The sequence below is a fragment of the Bacillus fungorum genome (assembly GCF_002746455.1).
Taxonomy (GTDB): domain Bacteria; phylum Bacillota; class Bacilli; order Bacillales; family Bacillaceae_G; genus Bacillus_A; species Bacillus_A fungorum.
The window spans coordinates 48,513-69,132 of record NZ_NWUW01000018.1 but is presented as its reverse complement, the minus strand read 5'-3'; the positions used below and the strand labels follow the sequence as shown (position 1 = coordinate 69,132).

General features: G+C 36.2%; 18 protein-coding genes and 1 other annotated feature. Of the genes, 13 read left to right on the top strand and 5 right to left on the bottom strand.

The window, feature by feature from the left end:
• Positions 1 to 24: 24 nt before the first annotated feature.
• The 3 genes from fabF to CO726_RS21500 all read left to right on the top strand — a co-directional run bounded on the left by fabF (position 25) and on the right by CO726_RS21500 (position 3,045).
• Positions 25 to 1,263 (top strand): beta-ketoacyl-ACP synthase II, encoded by a 1,239-nt coding sequence (fabF, locus tag CO726_RS21510; RefSeq protein WP_098758698.1) that lies wholly within the window; start codon positions 25 to 27, stop codon positions 1,261 to 1,263.
• Between the two features lie 105 nt (positions 1,264 to 1,368).
• Entirely contained in the window at positions 1,369 to 2,157 is a 789-nt protein-coding gene (locus CO726_RS21505) for a DUF2268 domain-containing putative Zn-dependent protease (protein WP_098758699.1), read from the top strand.
• 141 nt (positions 2,158 to 2,298) lie between these two features.
• Positions 2,299 to 3,045 (top strand): YjbA family protein, encoded by a 747-nt coding sequence (locus CO726_RS21500; RefSeq protein WP_098758700.1) that lies wholly within the window; start codon positions 2,299 to 2,301, stop codon positions 3,043 to 3,045.
• A 279-nt stretch (positions 3,046 to 3,324) separates the two neighbouring features.
• Here the strand turns inward: CO726_RS21500 and trpS are convergent, their stop codons facing one another.
• Both trpS and CO726_RS21490 read right to left on the bottom strand, forming a co-directional pair.
• Positions 3,325 to 4,314 carry a tryptophan--tRNA ligase gene (trpS, locus tag CO726_RS21495; RefSeq protein WP_000110985.1) on the bottom strand — a complete coding sequence of 330 codons (990 nt, stop codon included), beginning with the start codon at positions 4,312 to 4,314 and terminating at the stop codon, positions 3,325 to 3,327.
• Between the two features lie 75 nt (positions 4,315 to 4,389).
• Positions 4,390 to 4,606: a binding site (T-box leader), on the bottom strand.
• 105 nt (positions 4,607 to 4,711) lie between these two features.
• The gene (locus CO726_RS21490; RefSeq protein WP_001984973.1) at positions 4,712 to 5,092 is read right to left on the bottom strand and encodes a DUF3899 domain-containing protein; all 381 of its coding nucleotides are present in this window, start codon (positions 5,090 to 5,092) and stop codon (positions 4,712 to 4,714) included.
• A 319-nt stretch (positions 5,093 to 5,411) separates the two neighbouring features.
• Here CO726_RS21490 and CO726_RS21480 point away from each other — a divergent pair, with 319 nt between their 5' ends.
• The 5 genes from CO726_RS21480 (at position 5,412) to CO726_RS21460 (ending at position 11,126) form a co-directional block, all read left to right on the top strand.
• Positions 5,412 to 7,067, top strand: coding sequence for a peptide ABC transporter substrate-binding protein (locus CO726_RS21480; RefSeq protein ID WP_099685636.1), 1,656 nt, complete (start codon positions 5,412 to 5,414; stop codon positions 7,065 to 7,067).
• A 126-nt stretch (positions 7,068 to 7,193) separates the two neighbouring features.
• Positions 7,194 to 8,123, top strand: coding sequence for an oligopeptide ABC transporter permease (opp3b, locus tag CO726_RS21475; RefSeq protein WP_000534165.1), 930 nt, complete (start codon positions 7,194 to 7,196; stop codon positions 8,121 to 8,123).
• Positions 8,120 to 9,136: an oligopeptide ABC transporter permease gene (opp3C, locus tag CO726_RS21470; protein ID WP_000974102.1), complete on the top strand. Its 1,017-nt coding sequence runs from the start codon at positions 8,120 to 8,122 to the stop codon at positions 9,134 to 9,136. The genes opp3b and opp3C overlap by 4 nt, the downstream gene beginning before the upstream one ends.
• A gap of 18 nt (positions 9,137 to 9,154) precedes the next feature.
• Complete coding sequence (locus CO726_RS21465) at positions 9,155 to 10,198, top strand: ABC transporter ATP-binding protein (protein ID WP_000854346.1); 1,044 nt, start codon at positions 9,155 to 9,157, stop codon at positions 10,196 to 10,198.
• Positions 10,191 to 11,126: an ABC transporter ATP-binding protein gene (locus tag CO726_RS21460; protein WP_098758703.1), complete on the top strand. Its 936-nt coding sequence runs from the start codon at positions 10,191 to 10,193 to the stop codon at positions 11,124 to 11,126. Before CO726_RS21465 ends, CO726_RS21460 begins: the two co-directional genes overlap by 8 nt.
• A 109-nt stretch (positions 11,127 to 11,235) precedes the next feature.
• On the opposite strand, the gene CO726_RS21455 is transcribed toward CO726_RS21460, so the two are convergent.
• Positions 11,236 to 12,681, bottom strand: coding sequence for an MATE family efflux transporter (locus CO726_RS21455; protein WP_136699803.1), 1,446 nt, complete (start codon positions 12,679 to 12,681; stop codon positions 11,236 to 11,238).
• Positions 12,682 to 13,032: 351 nt separating this feature from the next.
• Here CO726_RS21455 and CO726_RS21450 point away from each other — a divergent pair, with 351 nt between their 5' ends.
• Positions 13,033 to 14,679 carry a peptide ABC transporter substrate-binding protein gene (locus CO726_RS21450; protein ID WP_136699802.1) on the top strand — a complete coding sequence of 549 codons (1,647 nt, stop codon included), beginning with the start codon at positions 13,033 to 13,035 and terminating at the stop codon, positions 14,677 to 14,679.
• A 27-nt stretch (positions 14,680 to 14,706) separates the two neighbouring features.
• On the opposite strand, the gene CO726_RS21445 is transcribed toward CO726_RS21450, so the two are convergent.
• Positions 14,707 to 14,910, bottom strand: coding sequence for a hypothetical protein (locus CO726_RS21445; RefSeq protein ID WP_099685634.1), 204 nt, complete (start codon positions 14,908 to 14,910; stop codon positions 14,707 to 14,709).
• 594 nt (positions 14,911 to 15,504) lie between these two features.
• On the opposite strand from CO726_RS21445, the gene spx reads away from it, so the two are divergent.
• Positions 15,505 to 15,900, top strand: coding sequence for a transcriptional regulator Spx (gene spx / locus CO726_RS21435; RefSeq protein ID WP_000258267.1), 396 nt, complete (start codon positions 15,505 to 15,507; stop codon positions 15,898 to 15,900).
• Positions 15,901 to 15,949: 49 nt separating this feature from the next.
• Here spx and CO726_RS21430 read toward each other — a convergent pair whose 3' ends face one another.
• Entirely contained in the window at positions 15,950 to 16,624 is a 675-nt protein-coding gene (locus CO726_RS21430; protein ID WP_000362615.1) for a TerC family protein, read from the bottom strand.
• 343 nt (positions 16,625 to 16,967) lie between these two features.
• On the opposite strand from CO726_RS21430, the gene mecA reads away from it, so the two are divergent.
• The 3 genes from mecA to CO726_RS21415 all read left to right on the top strand — a co-directional run bounded on the left by mecA (position 16,968) and on the right by CO726_RS21415 (position 20,592).
• Positions 16,968 to 17,651, top strand: coding sequence for an adaptor protein MecA (gene mecA, locus CO726_RS21425; RefSeq protein ID WP_099685633.1), 684 nt, complete (start codon positions 16,968 to 16,970; stop codon positions 17,649 to 17,651).
• Positions 17,652 to 17,723: 72 nt separating this feature from the next.
• Positions 17,724 to 19,268, top strand: coding sequence for a cardiolipin synthase (locus CO726_RS21420; protein ID WP_099685632.1), 1,545 nt, complete (start codon positions 17,724 to 17,726; stop codon positions 19,266 to 19,268).
• Between the two features lie 79 nt (positions 19,269 to 19,347).
• Complete coding sequence (locus tag CO726_RS21415) at positions 19,348 to 20,592, top strand: competence protein CoiA (protein ID WP_099685631.1); 1,245 nt, start codon at positions 19,348 to 19,350, stop codon at positions 20,590 to 20,592.
• Positions 20,593 to 20,620 lie beyond the last annotated feature (28 nt).

Here is a 20,620-nt window from a genome sequence, read left to right as displayed (position 1 = left end):
GAGAAAAAAAGGAGTGTATTTTGTATGGAAAAAAAGAGGGTCGTAATTACAGGACTAGGAGCTGTTACACCGGTCGGTACAGATGTTGAAACAGCGTGGGAAAACATTAAAAAAGGTGTATCTGGAATCGGACGACTTACAAGAATTGATCCGGAACTATTTCCAGCAAAAGTAGCAGCAGAAATTAACGACTTTGAAGTCGAGAAATATATTGATAAAAAAGAAGCGCGCCGTATGGATCGCTTTACACAATATGCAGTAGCAGCAGCGAAAATGGCAGTTGCAGATGCAAAGCTTGAGATTACAGAAGAAAACGGACCTCGAATTGGTGTATGGATTGGTTCTGGTATTGGCGGTATGGAAACATACGAGGAACAATTTAAGATTTTTACTGAGAAAGGCCCGCGCCGCGTGAGCCCATTCTTCGTACCGATGATGATTCCAGACATGGCAGCAGGTCAAGTATCAATCGCAACAGGAGCAAAAGGAATTAACACTTGTTCTGTAACGGCTTGTGCATCTGGTGCAAACTCAATCGGTGATGCATTTAAAGCAATTCAGCGTGGGGATGCTGATGCAATGATTACAGGCGGAGCAGAGGCACCGTTAACAAGTATGGCATTTGCAGGATTTAGCTCAGCGAAAGCATTAACATTCAATGAAGATCCAGCAACAGCTTGCCGTCCATTCGATAAAAACCGTAGTGGTTTCGTAATGGGTGAAGGTTCAGGTATTTTAATTCTTGAAGAATTAGAGCATGCATTAGCTCGTGGTGCTCACATTTACGCGGAAATTGCTGGTTACGGTGCAACTGGTGATGCATTCCATATTACAATGCCTGCTCCTGGCGGTGAAGGCGGCGTGCGTGCAATGCGTCAAGCTTTAGCAGATGCAGGTTTACAGCCAGAAGATATTGATTACATTAATGCGCACGGTACAAGTACGGATGCGAATGAAAAGTATGAAACGATGGCAATTAAAGAAACGTTCGGTGAGCATGCGTATAAAGTAGCAATTAGCTCAACGAAATCAATGACAGGTCACTTATTAGGAGCAGCTGGTGCTGTTGAAGCGATCTTCTCTATTAAATCAATTACAGACGGAGTAATTCCTCCAACAATTAACTATGAAACACCAGATCCAGAATGCGACTTAGATTACGTACCGAATAAAGCGAGACAACAAGAAGTAAATGCAGTATTAAGTAATTCACTAGGATTCGGTGGTCATAACGCAGTGTTAGTATTTAAAGCGTATAAATAATAGATGAAATAAGGAGTTTTTTCGTAACATATGCGAAAAAACTCCTTATTTATTTTTACGCCTTTTTCTCCTTTTGCATATACATAAGAAAAAGGAGGGATAAAGATGGGGATTGTTGAAACTGCTGAGTGGTTACATCTATATTACGGACGACCAGAAAAGCTGTGTGAGAAGTTTACGAAGTATATCCCGCTGCCAAAAGAAAGGTTGTATCGTTTTTTAATTTCTAAAGGTATGTATCGCCCGGTTACGCGAGGAGAACAAGAAATTAAAGAGTTAGAGAAAAAGGAAATTTGGAAAGAGTTACGTACGGAGTATGAGAAACTGAAAAGTTGGTTAAAAGGTCCTGATGTCCCTGTCTTTATTTTATTATCAGATTCCTATAATCGAACTGTACAAGAAGAGTATAACGGTAAGGCTGGATTATCTATGCGTCACGTTATTTTCTTATTCGTATGTGGACGGAATTCGGTGGAAGAATTAAAAGTGTTATTGGCGCATGAATATCATCACATATGCAGGTTACATCAAATTGAAACGAAAGAAACAGAATATACATTACTTGATACGATGATTATGGAAGGGTTGGCTGAGCAAGCAGTAACGGAAAGGTATTCAGAAAAAAATAATGCCCCGTGGACGACGTATCTTTCAAAAGAAGAGGCTATTTATTATTGGCAAAATGTTGTACACGAAAGAATAAGTATAAAACGAGGAACAAAGGAACACGACATCTTATTAAACGGACTTCATTCTTATCCGAAGATGCTTGGCTATGCACTTGGATTTCATATTGTTAAAGATTGTGTAACTTTTGAAGGAGAAGATACACTTTCCTTATTATCTATAGATGCGAAAGAAATATTGAATAAAGCAAATACATTCCATATATAAAAACAGGAGCTCTATTTCCTGTTTTTTTAGTATTAATAGAAGAAAAAATAATAATTAGAATATATTTCCTTAGGTGGAATAAAGTTAAGAAAAATTGAACATAATGATTGATACAAACAGTAGTGAAGTGAGGGGTAGTGAATGTTATATCTACATGATGTATGGGTAAATTGGTTTGAAGGTGAAGAGAATGGGTATAACGTTTGTCATTTTTACGAATGGCGGAAAGATGATACGATTGAGCTATTAGATCAAGTGCCATTATTAAAAGTAGATGCCACATTATATCATTACATCGAGAACGAATTGTTAGAGCTTCCGCAAAAATTGTTGGAAGACGTACATCATAAGGCTTATATTCGTAAAAATCATGAACGTTTGCAGCAAGAGTATTGCTTTGTTGTTACAGATGGAAAAGGAATTATTGCGATCGACACAATTGGTTACAATGTACCAATTCGAAAAAGTAGACTTATACCGCGCCAAGAGCAGATGGTATATGAGATGGTAGAAAACGTACAAGCAGAAAAGTATGAGTTCCAAGTAGAAGAAATGGAAAAAGAACATCATATTTTATCGCCATCACCTTTCATTATGAATGGTTTAACTCGTAAAGAAAGACAGCTTAAACAATTATTATTTATGGCTTTAGATCAATTACATACAACGAAAAACACAGCAGAAATTCGCTATTGGTTCACAGAGTGGGATCCATCAGCATACGGAATGGTTCAACATATGGAATTTGAAGATATTTGGGCTAGACTGTATGATGAAGCGAAAACAGGCTGGTCTGAGAAGCACGAACAATTATGCGAGCGTCTTGTAAAAGGACAGCCATTTTTTGAAAAGTTATGGGAAATGGAAAACGAGCAAAAGGTAAATTAAAAAAACCGCCAATCGGCGGTTTTTTTAATTTGGTATAATCCAGCGCCGGCAGCAAGAATATTCGGTGGCTTCGCGCCTTCCTGCGAGGCAAAAAGCGCCTCTACGTCAGGAGCTCCATCCTCCTCACATTCTAAGCGAGCCGTTTCCGCTTTATATGAAATCCAGCTCCAGCGGCAAGAATGTTCGATGGCTTCGCGCCTTCCTGCGAGGCAAAAAGCGCCTCTACGTCAGGAGCTCCATCCCCCTCACATTCTAAACGAGCCGCTTCCGCTTTATATGTTACCTACGCTTTCTACTTAATCCCATTGCGTTTTCTACTTTGCGTAGTTGTTTGAATGCAACGCGGTTTGCTTTTTCGGCACCTTTGTCTAGAATTTCGTCTAGTTCTGGTGAGTTGATTAGTTCGTTATATTTGTCTTGGATTGGACGAATTGCTTCTACAACTACTTGTGCTAGGTCGCCTTTGAAGTCGCCATATCCTTTTCCTTCGTACATTGCTTCGATTTCTTCAACTGTTTTTCCAGAGAATGAAGAGTAGATTGTTAATAAGTTAGAGATGCCAGGTTTGTTTTCTTTATCGAATTTCACGATACCTTCAGAATCAGTTACGGCACTCTTAATTTTCTTTTCAATTGTTTTTGGCTCATCAAGCATGCTGATCATTGATTTTGGATTCGGATCAGATTTACTCATTTTTTTCGTAGGCTCTGTTAGTGACATAACGCGAGCTCCTACTTTTGGAATGCGGATTTCAGGAATTGTGAATACTTCACGGAAGCGTTTGTTGAAACGCTCTGCTAGGTCACGTGTTAATTCCATATGTTGCTTTTGATCATCACCAACAGGCACGATTTCAGTGTTGTAAAGTAAAATATCAGCAGCCATTAATGGTGGGTACGTTAGTAACCCAGCTGGAACTGAATCTCTACCTGATGCTTTATCTTTATATTGCGTCATACGTTCTAATTCTCCAACGTAAGCAACGGATTGCATAATCCATCCTAGTTGAGCGTGTGCCGGTACTTCTGACTGTACAAATAACGTAGCTTTTTCAGGGTCGATACCGCATGCTACATAAAGTGCAGCAAGACTGCGGATGTTTTTACGAAGCCCGACAGGATCTTGAGGTACTGTAATCGCATGTTGATTTACAATACAGAAATAACAGTCGTGTTCATTTTGAAGCTCTGTAAATTGCTTCATAGCTCCTAAATAGTTTCCAAGTGTAATCGTTCCACTCGGCTGAATACCAGAAAAGATAACTGACATAAGTAATTCCTCCTAAATTTGAATGCGTGATAGGGAAGAGAAGGCAAACAAAAAAGCCCATTCATCCCAAAAAACTATAGGGACGAATGGACCGCGGTACCACCCTAATTATTTCACTACTGTGAAATCTCTCTAATCCATAATAACGTTTGGATATAACGCCAAAGCCTACTACTTTCGGTTCGGTTTGGAGCTCAAAAGCCCATTCCATACTGTACAATTACTTGTTCACACCAGCCACAAGCTCTCTGAAATTGCCTCAATATGTACTCTTCTTTATCATCGCATACATATAAATTTATTTATTGTTACCTGAGCTCTTTAAATATGAAAGAACTAAAGTTTTATAACAAAATGTTTTGCTGATTATTATATCATATGGGATAGTGTTTGCAAACTACATCAAAATAGTAAAACTAATGAGGGTCGAGAACAACCCAAGAACGATACCGGTAATGCAAATTGGATACGTCCATTTGAATGAATATGTTTTATAAATACGTTCTTTCTTATCGACAGGTTCCTCTACTTCTTCAATTAAAGAGTCAATTTTTTTGTTCGTACCAAATACTCTTTGGAATGCGTAAATTGTTACGTTAAAAAATCCATTTTGAAATATGAATAAAAAACCGCCTATAAGAATAAAAAATAGTGCGATATAAAACGAAATGTTGACAAAATTCAACAAAAATTGCGATGAAACGAGGAATGCGCCAATACTAGAAGCGATTATCGCTATGAAAATTAGTATACAAGTATGAAAAAAAACTTTATTCAAAATGTTCCCCTCCGTCAAAATATTACTAGAATTATTATACTATAAAAGCTATAATATGTACTAGAATTAATTTTTTGAAAATTATACGCAATTAAAGGTCTGATTTCAAGATGATGGTAGCAATGTTAACGTATCCCTTTACAAAAAAATAAAAATATAAACATTTTATTAAAAATTTTAACAAAAAAACAAAAAACTATATTCACAATTGTTATATTATATGTATAATGAAAATTGTAGAAACTTGGAGATTATTCTTTCAATTCTACTTTTTTACAAGTGAGGGTACAGGAAGTGCGATTAGGGGAGGCAACACAACATGAAGAAAAAGATACCGTTATTACTTGCATCGACTTTAACTGCAAGTATGTTGCTTGGTGCGTGTAGCTACCAAAAAGATGACGCAAAAGCAAAAGGGAAAGAAAACGCTACGAGTAGTAGTAACGGAAAGCAGGTTCTTAATTTAACAGAGTTATCTGAAATTCCTTCGATGGATGCATCATTAGCATCTGACTCTGCATCTTCTACAGCATTAAATAATACGATGGAAGGTTTATATCGTATCGGCAAAGATCAAAAGAGAGTGCCTGGAATTGCTGAAGATGTTCAAAAGCTAGATGATGGAAAGAAATACATATTTAAATTAAGAAAAGATGCAAAGTGGTCGAATGGGGAAGCTGTAACAGCAAAAGACTTTGTGTATTCATGGAAAAGAGCAGTAAATCCAGATACAAAAGCGACGTATTCGTACATTATGTTTGATATTAAAAATGCAGAGAAAATTCATAAAAAAGAATTACCTGCTGACCAATTAGGTGTAAAAGCAATTGATGACTATACATTAGAAGTGGAATTAGACAATCCGGTTCCTTACTTTGTTGATTTAACGGTTTATCCAGTATTTTACCCACTTAATGAGAACTTTGTAAAAGCACAAGGTGATAAGTTTGGGTTAGAGGCAAATACAACATTATATAATGGGCCATTTGTTATGAGTGATTGGAAACATGAGCAAAGCTTCCAGTTTAAGAAGAACCCATCATATTGGGATAATAAAACGGTTAAAATCGAAGAAATTAACTTTAATATTGTTAAAAATACGTCAACTGATGTAAATTTATATGAGACAAACTCGATTGATCGTGTGGCTCTATCTTCAGAATTTGTTGATAAGTTTAAACAAAGCCCAGAATTCCACACAAGAAAAGAAGCAGGGGTTGCTTACCTAAGATTTAATCAAAGTAATCAATACTTAAGCAATAAAAACTTAAGAAAAGCAATTTCAATGTCCTTTGACCGTGATAACCTTGCGAAGGTTATTTTAAATAATGGTGCAATTGGAGCTTATGGATTTGTTGGAAAAGATTTCGCTGAAGGTCCGAATAAAAAAGATTTCCGAGCTGAAAATGGAAAGTTAGTTGAAACAAATCCAAAAGAAGCGAAAAAGCTGTGGGAAACAGCGAAGAAAGAGCTTGGCACTGATAAAATCGAACTAGAATTCTTAAACTTCGATAATGAAGATGCGAAAAAAGTTGGTGAATTCTTAAAAGGTGAGATGGAAAAGAACTTACCAGGTTTATCAATTAAAATTAAACAGCAGCCATTCGCACAAAAAATTAAATTAGAAGATTCTCAGCAATATGATATTGCGTTTGGTATTTGGGGGCCAGATTTCCCAGATCCAATCTCATATTTAGATATGTTTGTTACAAATGGTTCTCAAAATAAAACAGGCTATTCTAATCAGAAATATGATGAGTTAATTCTAAAAGCTAAAACAGATACAAAAGATTTACAAGCACGCTGGGACAACCTTTTAGAAGTAGAGAAGATGCTAATTAAAGAGGATGCAGTTATCACTCCAATCTTCCAAAAAGGTTCAGCGTATGTAGTAAAAGGTGCCGTAAAAGATATTATCCCAATTAACTATGGTGGTAATTTAACTTACAAATGGGCATCTGTTGAACAAAAATAATCTTTTTTCCATCGTTTATTAGGGTATATGCCTATGATGGGCATATGCTCTTATTTTAAAAAAATAAAAGTAAGAATATTTTAAACTATCTTATTGCTTTTGAGAAAAACGGGGAGGTGCTTGACTATGGGACGTTATGTATTAAAACGTTTCGTGTACATGGCTTTGACATTATTTTTAATTACTACACTGACTTTCTTTTTAATGAAATTACTTCCGGGTTCTCCGCTTAAAAACCAGGAGAAGTTATCACCGGCACAAAAAGAAATCATTCTTGAAAAATATGGTTTAAATGATCCAGTACCAGTTCAATATGCACGTTACTTAGGTAACTTAGCAAAAGGTGATTTAGGGGTATCATTCCAATATGATAACCGTCCAGTAACAGATATGATTGTGGATCGCATTGGACCATCAGCACAACTTGGTTTACAAGCGATTATATTAGGAACATTTATCGGTTTAATTTTAGGAATCGTTGCGGCACTTCGTAACAATACGTGGGTCGATTATGGGGCGACAATTATTTCCGTACTCGGGATGTCGGTACCATCGTTCGTATTTGCCGCATTACTACAATATTTCGTAGGGGTAAAACTTGGATGGTTCCCAGTAGCATTCTGGAAAGGACCAGAGTTTACGGTAATGCCTACAATCGCTTTATCAATGGCAGTTATCGCAACAATCGCACGTTTCGCTCGTGCAGAGTTAATTGAAGTTATGCAAGCTGACTACATTTTAACAGCGAAAGCGAAAGGAATTAGCCAAGGCGTTATTATTATCAAACACGCACTTCGTAACGCGTTAATTCCAGTTGTAACAATTTTAGGACCAATGGTTGCAGGGTTAATTACAGGTACATTAGTTATTGAGCAAATTTATGCTGTACCAGGACTAGGGGAACAGTTCGTTAAATCTATTACAGTGAATGACTATACAGTTATTATGGGAACTACAATTTTCTATAGTGCGATTTTCATCTTAGTTATTTTCATTGTTGATATTTTATACGGAATTATTGATCCTCGTATTCGTTTAGCGGGAGGGAAAAAATGATGAAAGATGTACAAAAATTATCTCCAGATTTATTTCAACAAGCCAATCAAAATAATGTTGATAATGAAGTCATTGCCCGTCCAAGCTTAACGTTTTGGCAAGATGTAAGAAGACGTTTGTTCCAACATAAAGGAGCAATGTTCGGTTTAGTTTTATTAACGCTTATTATCTTACTAGCAATTTTAGGACCGATGGTAAGTAAGCACTCGTATAAAGAGCAAGATTTAGGACGTGCGAAATTACCACCGAAAATTCCAGTTATTGAAAATGTTCATTGGTTACCATTTGACGGTACAGATCAATATGGTGTTGACCAATATGAAAAACGTGATATTAAAGAGTATTTCTGGTTTGGTACAGATGATCTTGGACGCGATTTATGGACAAGAACATGGGAAGGTACGCGCGTATCATTATATATCGCTCTTTTAGCAGCAGCAATTGACTTAGTAATTGGGGTTGCATATGGAGGTATTTCAGCTTTCTATGGCGGTAGAGTAGATAACATTATGCAACGTATTATGGAGATTATTAACGGTATTCCATACTTAATCATCGTTATTTTAATGGTAATCATTATGGGATCTGGTATATGGTCAATTACACTCGCAATGGCAATTACAGGTTGGATAGGGATGTCCCGTATCGTTCGTGGACAAATCCTAAAATTAAAAAATCAAGAATACGTATTAGCATCTCGTACATTAGGTGCAACAAATACACAATTAATTGTAAAACATTTAATCCCGAACGTAATGGGACCAATTATCGTAATGACAATGTTTACAATTCCAACAGCGGTGTTTGGTGAGGCCTTCTTAAGCTTCATCGGTTTAGGTATTCAGCCACCATTCGCATCACTTGGTTCTCTTGTAAATGACGGTTATAAATCAATTCAAACGTATCCGCATATGATGTTTATTCCTGCGGTTGTCATCAGTATATTAATTTTAGCGTTTAACTTAATGGCAGACGGATTACGCGACGCGTTAGATCCAAAAATGCGTAAGTAAAAGAGGGGAGAGGCAAAGATGAAAACATTGTTAGAGGTAAAAGATTTACAAGTCTCCTTTGATACACATGCAGGTGAAGTACAAGCTGTACGCGGCGTTACTTTTGATTTGAAAAAAGGAGAAACATTAGCGATTGTAGGAGAATCTGGTTCTGGTAAATCAGTTACTTCTAAAGCGTTAATGGGGTTAATTCCGAATCCTCCTGGACGCATTAAAAATGGTGAGATTGTATTTGAAGGTCGTGACTTAACGAAATTAACAGAAAAAGAAATGCAGCAAGTGCGCGGTAAAGATATCGCGATGATTTTCCAAGATCCAATGACATCATTAAACCCAACGATGACAATTGGAAATCAAATTATGGAAGGCCTTATTAAACACCAAGGGATGAGTAAAGCAGATGCACGTAAAGTTGCGTTAGAATTAATCGACCTTGTAGGTATTCCGAATCCAGAAGCACGCTTAAAACAATATCCTCACCAATTCTCAGGTGGTATGAGACAGCGTGTAGTTATTGCAATGGCGTTAGCTTGTAACCCGAAATTGTTGATTGCCGATGAGCCGACAACAGCGCTAGACGTTACAATTCAGGCGCAAATTTTAGAGCTTATGAAGGACATTCAGCAGAAAACAGAAGCAGCAATCATTTTCATTACGCATGACTTAGGTGTAGTAGCAAACGTTGCGGACCGCGTGGCAGTTATGTACGCTGGTAAAGTTGTTGAAATCGGAACTGTAGATGAAATTTTCTACAATCCAAAACATCCGTATACTTGGGGCTTAATCGCATCTATGCCAAGTTTAGATGGTTCAGAGGAAGAGTTATACGCAATCCCTGGAACGCCTCCAGATTTATTGAAACCGCCAAAGGGAGATGCTTTTGCACCACGTAACCCACAGGCACTGAAAATTGACTTTGAAATGGACCCACCTTTATTTAAAGTAAGTGATACACACTATGCGGCAACTTGGTTACTTCACGAGCAAGCTCCAGAAGTAAAACCGCCGGCAGTCGTTGAAAAACGCATTCTTCAAATGAAAGCAGGTGAACAACATGACTAAACAACGTGAGAAATTAATTGAAGTAAAAAATGTAAAGCAGCACTTCGACGTGAGTGGTGGTGTTGTCAAAGCGGTTAATGATATTTCATTTGATATTTACCGCGGAGAAACATTTGGTCTTGTAGGAGAATCAGGTTGTGGTAAATCAACAACTGGAAGAACGATTATTCGTTTATATGATGCAACTGCTGGTGAAGTGTTGTTCGACGGTGAAAATGTACATGGTAAAAAATCACGCGCAGAACTGAAGAAGTTCAACCGTAAAATGCAAATGATTTTCCAAGATCCATACGCATCATTAAATCCTCGTATGACAGTAGGGGATATTATCGCAGAAGGTATTGATATTCACGGATTAGCAAAAAATAAAAAAGAGCGTATGGACCGTGTTCATGAATTATTAAACACAGTTGGTTTAAATAAAGAGCATGCAAACCGTTTCCCGCATGAATTCTCAGGTGGACAACGTCAACGTATCGGTATCGCTCGTGCACTTGCTGTAGAGCCTGAATTTATCATTGCCGATGAGCCAATCTCAGCACTTGACGTATCAATCCAGGCGCAAGTTGTAAACTTACTGAAAAAGCTACAAAAAGAAAAAGGTTTAACATACTTATTCATTGCCCATGATTTATCGATGGTAAAATACATTAGTGACCGCATTGGCGTAATGTATCGTGGTCAAATCGTTGAGTTAACAACAAGTGATGAGTTATATGCGAATCCAATTCATCCATACACAAAATCACTATTATCAGCAATCCCGCTTCCAGATCCAGATTATGAGCGCAATCGTAAACGTATCGTATACGATCCATCTCAACATGATTATGGTAGTGAAGCACCAACAATGCGTGAAATTCGCCCAGGACATTTCGTACTATGTTCTGAAGCGGAGTATAAGAAATATAAAGAGATTTATCAATAATAAACAGCCAATCTTTCATTATGGAAGATTGGCTGTTTTCTACTATATAAACAGTTTTATTGTTAACATTTGTCTGTAAGTGAATGCATGCATTTTGATTAAATGAGTATTACTGTGCCTGAACAGAAATAATCTTCTCTTGTTCTTCAGGTTTAACAAGTGCATAACGCTCCCACGCTCTACTTTTCCAGCGGAAGAACATAATAATGGCACGTGTCCATTCATCGATAGCAATTGCTAGCCAAATACCAACGAGCCCCATATCTAAATGGAAGGCGAAAAAGTAACCGAGTGGTAAACTCATTAACACCATAGAGAATGCGCCGATTAAAACTGGGTACTTTGCATCACCAGCTGCGCGAAGTGAATTGATGATGACGATGTTCATCGTACGTCCCGTTTCAAGTAGTACACTTAGTAAAAGAACTGACGCACCTAACGTAATAATGTGCGGATTATCTGTAAATAGTCCCATTAATTGTGTGCGGAATGTAATAACGAGGACGACCATACATAAAGTGACACCAATTGCCAATTTTACACTTTTCCATACGCGTTCATACGCTTCATCTTTTTCACCACCACCAACGAGGCGTCCGATAATAATCGCTGTTCCCATACCGATCGCAATAGCGAATAAATAAGTGAACATAGAAATGTTAGTAGCGTATTGTCTAGCAGCTAATGATTCCGTTCCTAAGTATGTTGCATAATACAGGAAGACAATTTGGCAAGCTTGATACATAACTTGCTCAAAGGCAGAGGGAATCCCGATCTTTAAAATTTTCCCGATGTATTCTTTTGATAAGGTGAAGTAATATTGTAATTTTACACGATATTCCATAACGCGGTACAGTAACCAGAAGAAAACGATAAGAGCGATTAATCTGCTGACAGCAGAAGAAATGGCAGCCCCTTGTACACCGAGTTCTGGGAAACCAAATTTCCCGAAAATGAGTACGTAGTTTCCAGCGATATGAATAATATTCATTCCAAGTGAAATAAACATCGCTTGCTTTGTGAAGCCATGCACGCGGATAATTGCGGCTAATGAATTAATAATAGCTTGAAGGAAAATAGCTCCCCCGACGATGGATAAATAGTTTTGTGCATACATGAGTACATCGCCTTGTAAGTTCATTGCCATCATCATATGTGTTGAAAATAAAAGAAAACCACCACTTATAACGAGTCCAACCACTAAATTTAATGTGACGGCTAAAGCGGATATTTTAGATGCTTCCATAAAACGTTTGGAACCGAGGTATTGAGATACGACGATAGCAGCGCCGTTCCCGATGACTTCTAGTACCAAAATTGCGATATGGAGATATTGATTCGCTGCACCAACCCCAGATACAGCATCGTCTGATAATGCACTTAACATGAAAGTATCAGCGATCCCCATTAACATAAATAGAAAAACTTCTAGAAAAATAGGCCATGTTAATAAGAATAAACTTAATTTCTCTGTCGGCCCGTTTTTTGCCTGAATTGCAGTCATGTCCGTCCCCTCTTTACCGATATCTATTTTTAGCAAGGTGTATCGTAACATACTTTCTTATCCATTGCACTCATTTTAGCCTACATATTTTTAATATGAAGGGCCTGCAATTTTATGTTAAAAAGAGAAGGATAATTATGCGCAAAGTATTATAAAATATAAATTTTATTTTTCTTTGATAATTTAGAAAAATATAAAAATATTTATTGTCGACGCTTTAGTAAGGGAAAATAGTAATATGAAACGTTTACATGGATACATTTTTTAACGGAAAATTTTAATGAAATAGAAATATAAATATACAAAAAATACATTTGTGTGTATAATATGAATTATTAGAACATATATATATTTCTTTCTGTTTGAAAATGAAAAGGCTAACATTTTTTGGAGGGTGGAAGTATGAAAAAAAAGATACCAGTTTTTGTAGCGTCAACAGTAGCAATGAGCATGATGTTAGGGGCATGTAGCTACCAAAAAGATGAGCCGCAAGCGAACGCAAAAGGGGATAGCGGGAAAAGCGGTGCGAAGCAAGTGATTAATCTAACAGAAGTGTCTGAAATTCCGACAATGGATACAACACTTGCCTCGGATGCTGCTTCTTCAAAAGTTATGAATAATACAATGGAAGGGCTATATCGACTTGGGAAAGGCGATAAGTTAGTTCCAGGTGTAGCGAAATCCAATACGAAATCTGAAGATGGTAAAAAATATACATTTAAATTGCGTGAAGACGCTAAATGGTCGAATGGTGATCCTGTAACAGCAAAAGATTTTGTATATGCATGGCAAAGAGCTGTTAACCCGGATACGGCAGCAAAATCAGGATATATTATGTTAGATGTGAAAAATGCAGAGAAAATTAATAAAAGAGAGCTATCACCGGATCAATTAGGTGTAAAAGCGATAGATGATTATACATTAGAAGTTGAGTTGGATAATCCAGTTCCATATTTTCTTGATTTAACGGTGTATCCACTATTTTTCCCATTAAATGAGAAGTATATGAAAGAACAGGGAGAAAAATTTGGTTTGGAAGCAAATACAACGTTGTATAACGGTCCATTTGTATTAAATGAATGGAAGCATGAACAAAGTTTCCAATTAAAGAAAAATCCAAGTTATTGGGATCAAAAAGAAGTGAAATTAGAAGAAGTTAATTTTAATGTTGTAAAAGATACAGGAGCAGCTGTTAATTTATATAATACGAATGCGATTGACAGAGTTGGTTTATCAGCGGAATTAGTTGATAAATATAAAGGGAAAAAAGATTTTAAAACAATTAATGATCCAACTGTGTTCTTCTTGCGTTTTAATCAAAAAAATCCAGCGTTAGCTAACAAAAATATTCGTAAGGCTATTTCTAGTGCATACGATCGAGATGGTATTGGTGAGGTTATTTTAAACAATGGTTCTAAGGGAGCTTATGGTTTAGTACCATCTGATTTTGTTAAGGGACCAGATAAGCAGGATTTCAGAAAAGAAAATGGAAAACTTTCAAAAGTAGATGTGAAGGAAGCTAAAAAATTCTGGGAAGCAGGAAAGAAAGAATTAAGTAAGGATAAAATAGAACTAGAATTTTTAAACTTTGATAATGAAGAATCTAAGAAAATTGGTGAGTATGTAAAGGGAGAATTAGAAAAGAATTTACCAGGTCTAACAGTAACGATTAAGATGCAACCATTTGCACAAAAATTAAAACTTGAAGATAGTGGACAGTTTGATATTTCATTTACTGGATGGGGACCTGATTTCCCTGATGCAATCACATTCCTTGATATGTTTATAACAGATGGTTCACAAAATAAAATGAGTTATTCTAATGCCCAGTATGATGGCCTTATTAAAAAGGCAAAGCAAGAAGGTTCAGATGTAAAAGGACGTTGGAATGACCTTTTAAAAGCGGAAAAAATCTTATTTGAGGATGCAGCAATTGCACCAGTATTCCAACGCGGTAGATCTATATTAGAAAGAGAAACAATTAAAGATGTATATATCCACAAATATGGCGGCGAATTAAGCTTTAAGTGGGCATCTGTAGAAAAATAAAAAAAGCAGGCTAACCGCCTGCTTTTTTTAATACGTACGTTTCTTATAAATACCTTTTCCGCCAACTTGGTTCCAGCCGGATTGTACATCCAAGCTTTTATTAACAAACTTCATCTTTTCTTTTCCGCCAAAGAGTTTTTCACCGATGTTATTTGTAATGACACCAATCAATGCTGTTATTCCGATGATGAGGGCAGAAACAGTGACAAAATCAATAAAAAAAGCAATCATTTGCAAATTCCCCCTTTGCTTGTCTGTATTTTTATTGTATGAGATAAAAAGATAAAAAAGAAAGAACTGTCAGAAAAATAATGGATTTATTTTAGAAATCGTATAGACATGAATGAGAATGTTTGTTAAAATAAGAACAAGTGTTCCTTTTGGTTCTCACTTGTACAGTCTTACATTTCTTAATTGATTTATCAGGAAAAGGTAAGAAAACGTTCTCTTTTTCATAGGAAAGATTATGAGAAAATAACTATATATCATATGAGGAATCTATGAAAACCGAGTGTTAAAAGGGTTGAAGGTTATTGTTAAAGAACAGGTAATGTGAGTGTAATCTTGTTACATAGCAGTGGAATGCACGGAAGAGTTTTCTCAATTAGAAGGAAATTTACTGTATATTTCTTGCAAAATCTATTGTATAATGATTATAGAAGTTACTTATTAAAAGTAATTGTTGTTTGCTTAAAGTTGTTGCTTACATGAAATGCGATTTTTGCACTTTGTTTTAAGACAAGGTATCGCGAAAAATTGCTGAATTTAGAAATCTAAACTGTAATTAGTACAGAATTTGTACTCTTTAAGGAGAGTGAGCTTTGTATGGTAACATTATATAGTTCTCCAAGCTGTACGTCTTGTAGAAAGGCGAAATTATGGCTAGAGGAAAATCATATTCCTTATACAGAACGTAATATTTTCTCAGATCCATTAACGATTGAGGAAATTAAAGAGATTTTACGTATGACAGAAAGCGGAACGGATGAGATTATTTCTACTCGTTCAAAAGTTTTCCAAGAATTAAATGTAAACTTAGAGTCTTTACCACTTCAAGATTTATATAAGATGATTCGTGACTATCCAGGGATTTTACGTCGTCCAATTATGATTGACGAGAAACGCCTTCAAGTAGGTTACAATGAAGACGAAATCCGCCGTTTCTTACCACGTACAGTAAGAACGTTCCAATTACGTGAAGCACAGCGTCTTGTAAATTAATTATAATAATATGAAAACCTTCTACCTATTATATAGTAGAAGGTTTTTTTTAATGTTTCACATTTCGTAATCGAACTTGTTGAACGATAAAGCCGATACATAAAATGGTGAAAATAAACAAGTACGGAATGCTTGCAGTGAAACTTGGGTTGTTATGAAAAAATGTTGCAAGTCTGTCTTCATGTGTGACCATTTTTCCTGCTGTATAAGCGAGAATGGCTGCCCCACAATAAATGAGGAATGGAAAGCGTTCCATAAGTATTAAAATGAGTTTGCTGCCCCAAATAATAATCGGGATAGAAATGAGTAAGCCGATTATTACGAGTAAAAATCTTCCGTGAGCTGCCCCTGCAATGGCAATAACGTTGTCAAATCCCATAACAAGGTCCGCGAATACAATCGTACGCACAGCTTGAAATAAAGTTGTTTTTCCTTGAATAGAAGAAAGGTCGTTGCTATTATCAGTTAGTAAATTTACTGCGATTAATGTAAGTAAAACGCCCCCAATCAGTTGCAGAAATGGAATGTCGAGTAAATAGACAGCTAATATAGTAAGGACGATTCTTAGTACGATTGCTAAAAGAGTACCAATCAAAATGGCTTTATTTCGCTTTGATTCAGGTAAATTTCGGCTCGCTAGTGCGATAACGATTGCGTTGTCACCACCTAATACAACATCGATACCGACAATCATTAGTACAGATGTTAAAAACTCTAAGTCCATTCGTCTGCCTCCATTTATGATGTTTTAATAAGCGAACTATATGTATGTGGTGAAGAGAGAGACTAAATCATCTTCTCTAATAAAAGTTGCACTTTATTACAGTGTACGGGGGAAGGTGGAAATGTATGTCCAAATTTTTTGTGAGTGAGAAATCGCTATAATGATATATCTGTGTAGATGGTCGAATAAAGATAGGCATTATAACTATTTTTGTAAAATAAATCGATTTTATTTCCATTCTGGAGAATCTTATCATAAAATGAGAGTACAAGAATCTATTGATTTGTCATATGAGTGGGGAATCCCTTCATAACAATTCCAAGCAGGAAGGGAGAGTTGTATTTTGGATATTGAAAGAATTAATGACCATACGATGAAATTTTTTATTACGTACATTGATATAGAGGACAGAGGTTTTAATCGTGAGGAAATCTGGTACGACCGCGAACGAAGTGAAGAGCTCTTTTGGGAGATGATGGACGAAGCTCGTGATCATGATGATTTCTTTATTGATGGGCCGTTATGGATTCAAGTGCAAGCAGTCGATAAAGGGATTGAAGTACTTGTAACGAAAGCAGAGCTTTCAAAGGATGGACAAAAGTTAGAACTACCAGTAGGTGTAGATAAAATTATAGACATTCCTCTAGATGAAGGCATTGAATCATTATTCCAGCAAGAATTAGTGGAAGAGGTAGAAGAACAAACAGGAACAAACTTTAACGAAGATGGTACGTTTGGCTTTTTAATTAAGTTTAATGATTTTGAAGATGTCATTTCATTAAGCCACCGTCTTATTTTTGAAGATATAAAAGATGAGCTGTATTCATTTGAGGACCGCTATTATGTATATGTGGAATTCGATGAAGTGCTACATGATGAAGAAGAAATTGACCGTATTTTAAGTATTGTTTTAGAGTACGGAGAAGAATCCACTTTAACAATTCATCGTGTAAGTGAGTATGGGAAACAAATTGTGAAAGAGCATGCGCTTGAAACAATTCGCAATAATTTTCCTGCTAAAACGTAGGCCGATTTCTGTAGTATGAAATCGGCTTTTTATATGAAGAATAGGAAAGCTTTCTTAGTAAGGAGGTAAGAGATGAAAAATACGTTAAAGTTGATTTTCTTTGTTTTGCTATTGTTCGTATTATTTGTTTCGTTACGTATGTTTATTGATGTAGCATTTTATTCGGATGTAATTGGGATAAAAGATGTTTCGATTCTAGGTATTATTAGTATTTTATTTACGGTATCTGCATTTTTAATTGGCTGCGTGATTTTCTTAGAGAACCGTCATCCGTCTAAAACACTTACATGGCTCATTGTGTTAGGTATTTTTCCCGTATTTGGATTCTTCGCTTATTTATTATTTGGGCAGAACTTTCGGAGGAAGAGAATGTTCCAAAAGAAAGCGTTGCTCGATGAACAAGCGTTTTTACAATATAAAGGGCATGAAGATTACGAAGAACGAATTTTGCGCAATCATAAGCATCAAGAGCTGTTATTTCGTTTAGCGGACCGCTTAGGCGCTTTAAATATTTCATTTCAAACTGAAACGAGAACATTAACAAATGGAGATGAAACGTTTCAGGCTATTTTAGATGGATTAAAACGAGCGAAACATCACATTCATATGGAATATTACATTGTGCGTGATGATAAGCTTGGAACAGAAATTAAAGATATTTTAATACAAAAATCAAAAGAAGGCGTAGTCGTTCGTTTTTTATATGATGCGGTTGGAAGTTTTAAATTATCAAAATCGTATATTGAAGAATTAAACGACGCAGGTGTCGAAATGATTCCGTTTTTCCCTGTGCGCTTTCCGATTTTAAACGATAAAATTAATTATCGAAATCACCGGAAAATCGTTATTATTGATGGGAATGAAGGGTTTGTAGGTGGATTAAATATTGGTGATGAATATTTAGGGAAGGATAAGTACTTCGGCTTTTGGCGAGACACGCATTTATATTTGCGTGGTGAAGCTGTTCAAAGCTTGCAACTTATTTTCCTTCAAGATTGGTTTTATATGACTGGTGAGGCTGTGCTAGCCCCTGAATATTTACAAGCGAAAGCAGTTGAGGGGGATCATTGGGGAGGCGTGCAGCTCGTTGCAGGTGGACCAGATAATAAATGGGAAACAATTAAACATTTATATTTTGCCATGATTTCTTCTGCACGAAAATCCATTTGGATTGCGACGCCATATTTCATTCCAGATGATGATATTTTATCCGCATTAAAGGTAGCTGCACTTGCTGGTATTGATGTTCGTTTGTTAATGCCGAGTAAGCCTGATAAGCGTACTGTCTTTTACGCATCGAGATCGTACTTCCCAGAGCTTTTAGATGCAGGGGTAAAGATATATGAATACGAAAAAGGTTTTCTTCATAGTAAAGTTGTCATTGTCGATTCTGATTTAGCTTCAATTGGGACAGCTAATATGGATATGAGAAGTTTTCATTTGAACTTTGAAGTAAATGCCTTTTTATATGATACAGATAGCATTCGAAAACTTGTTCAAGATTTTAAAGACGATTTAGAAGAATCCAGTGAAATTCATGTCGATCGTTTTCATAAAAGGCGTCTTCATAGACGAATTGTTGAATCAACGTATCGGCTATTATCGCCTTTATTATAAAAAGAGATGTCCGAAATTGGGACATCTCTTTTTTAAAGGAATTTGTAATAAATTGTAGAATATAAGGAGCTGAAAGGGTGTGATTATGATGTTTATTGCCAAAAGAGAAAACGGAGAAAAAATTCATCTACTTTATCATTATGATGAAGAGCTTTTACAACGTATGCGTAAAATGGAGAGCTTCTTTTGCACAGCTTGTGGGAAGGAAGTACAAATGAGATTAGGGAAACAAAAAAAGTGGCATTTTGCTCATAAGAAAGTGGATTCATGTTTGGCCTTTTATGAAGCAGAATCTATATACCATATGCACGGTAAAGAATTGTTATATAGATGGCTAAAACGTCAAAACTTTCATGTAGAGATAGAGCATTATCTGCCGGAGATTCAGCAACGACCGGATATTTTCATAGAGAGAGCAGGGAGAAAAATTGCGATTGAATATCAATGTGCAAATCTTTCTATAGAGCAGCTGTACAAACGAACCTATTCGTATTGGCGAGCTGGTATACAGGTTATTTGGATCATTGGTGGAAATCAATTGAAAAAGCACTCTGCATATTGGATGAAATTTTCCTCACTTATGGCTTTCTCCTTACAATCTTATCCTCAGCCACTGCTTATTTTCTTCTGTTCGAAACAAAAATCATTTATGAAAAGCACGTTTATCACTTCATTTTCTACAAGTGCCTCTTTCTCACATATTATATATTTACCAACTGATAGAACTACTTTTGAAATGCTCTTTTCTCCTGTTCCTTTCCAAAAGGAAATATTAAATCAAGAATGGAAGAAGCGAAAGGACTATTTTCGAAAAAACGCTTTACCTATTTGGAATTATAATCATAAGTCACTATTACGCCTCCTATATCAATGTAAATGTACCCCGGCAAATTTTCCTTCTGAAATTGGTGTGCCGCTCCCGTCCTCATTTGCTTTTCAAACACATCCATTTATATGGCAAGCTTTTCTATATATGAAGTGTATAGGTGAGCTTGCGGTAGGGGATTGTATTTCCCTCGAGTATGTGTGTAGTTACGTAAAAAAGTATACGAAAAGGCGTATGCTCCCGTACTTTTCACAGCATATATGGAAAGTGGCAGTTACGGAATATATGACATTTTTATGCTATGTAGGTGTATTGCAGAAAGTAGGGACGTATAAGTACCGAAAAAAAAGGAGGATAGTTATGCTAAAAACAGAGGAGGAAGTTATGAAATATGATGAAGTTTGCTTAGCGTATGCCTTATCTTTATTTGAGGAAAAGTACAACATGAGAGAAGGAAAAGGGGATATAATAAAGATTGATCGTGAAGGAATTACATAAGAAAAATCGAATTGTATGTAAGTAGAGA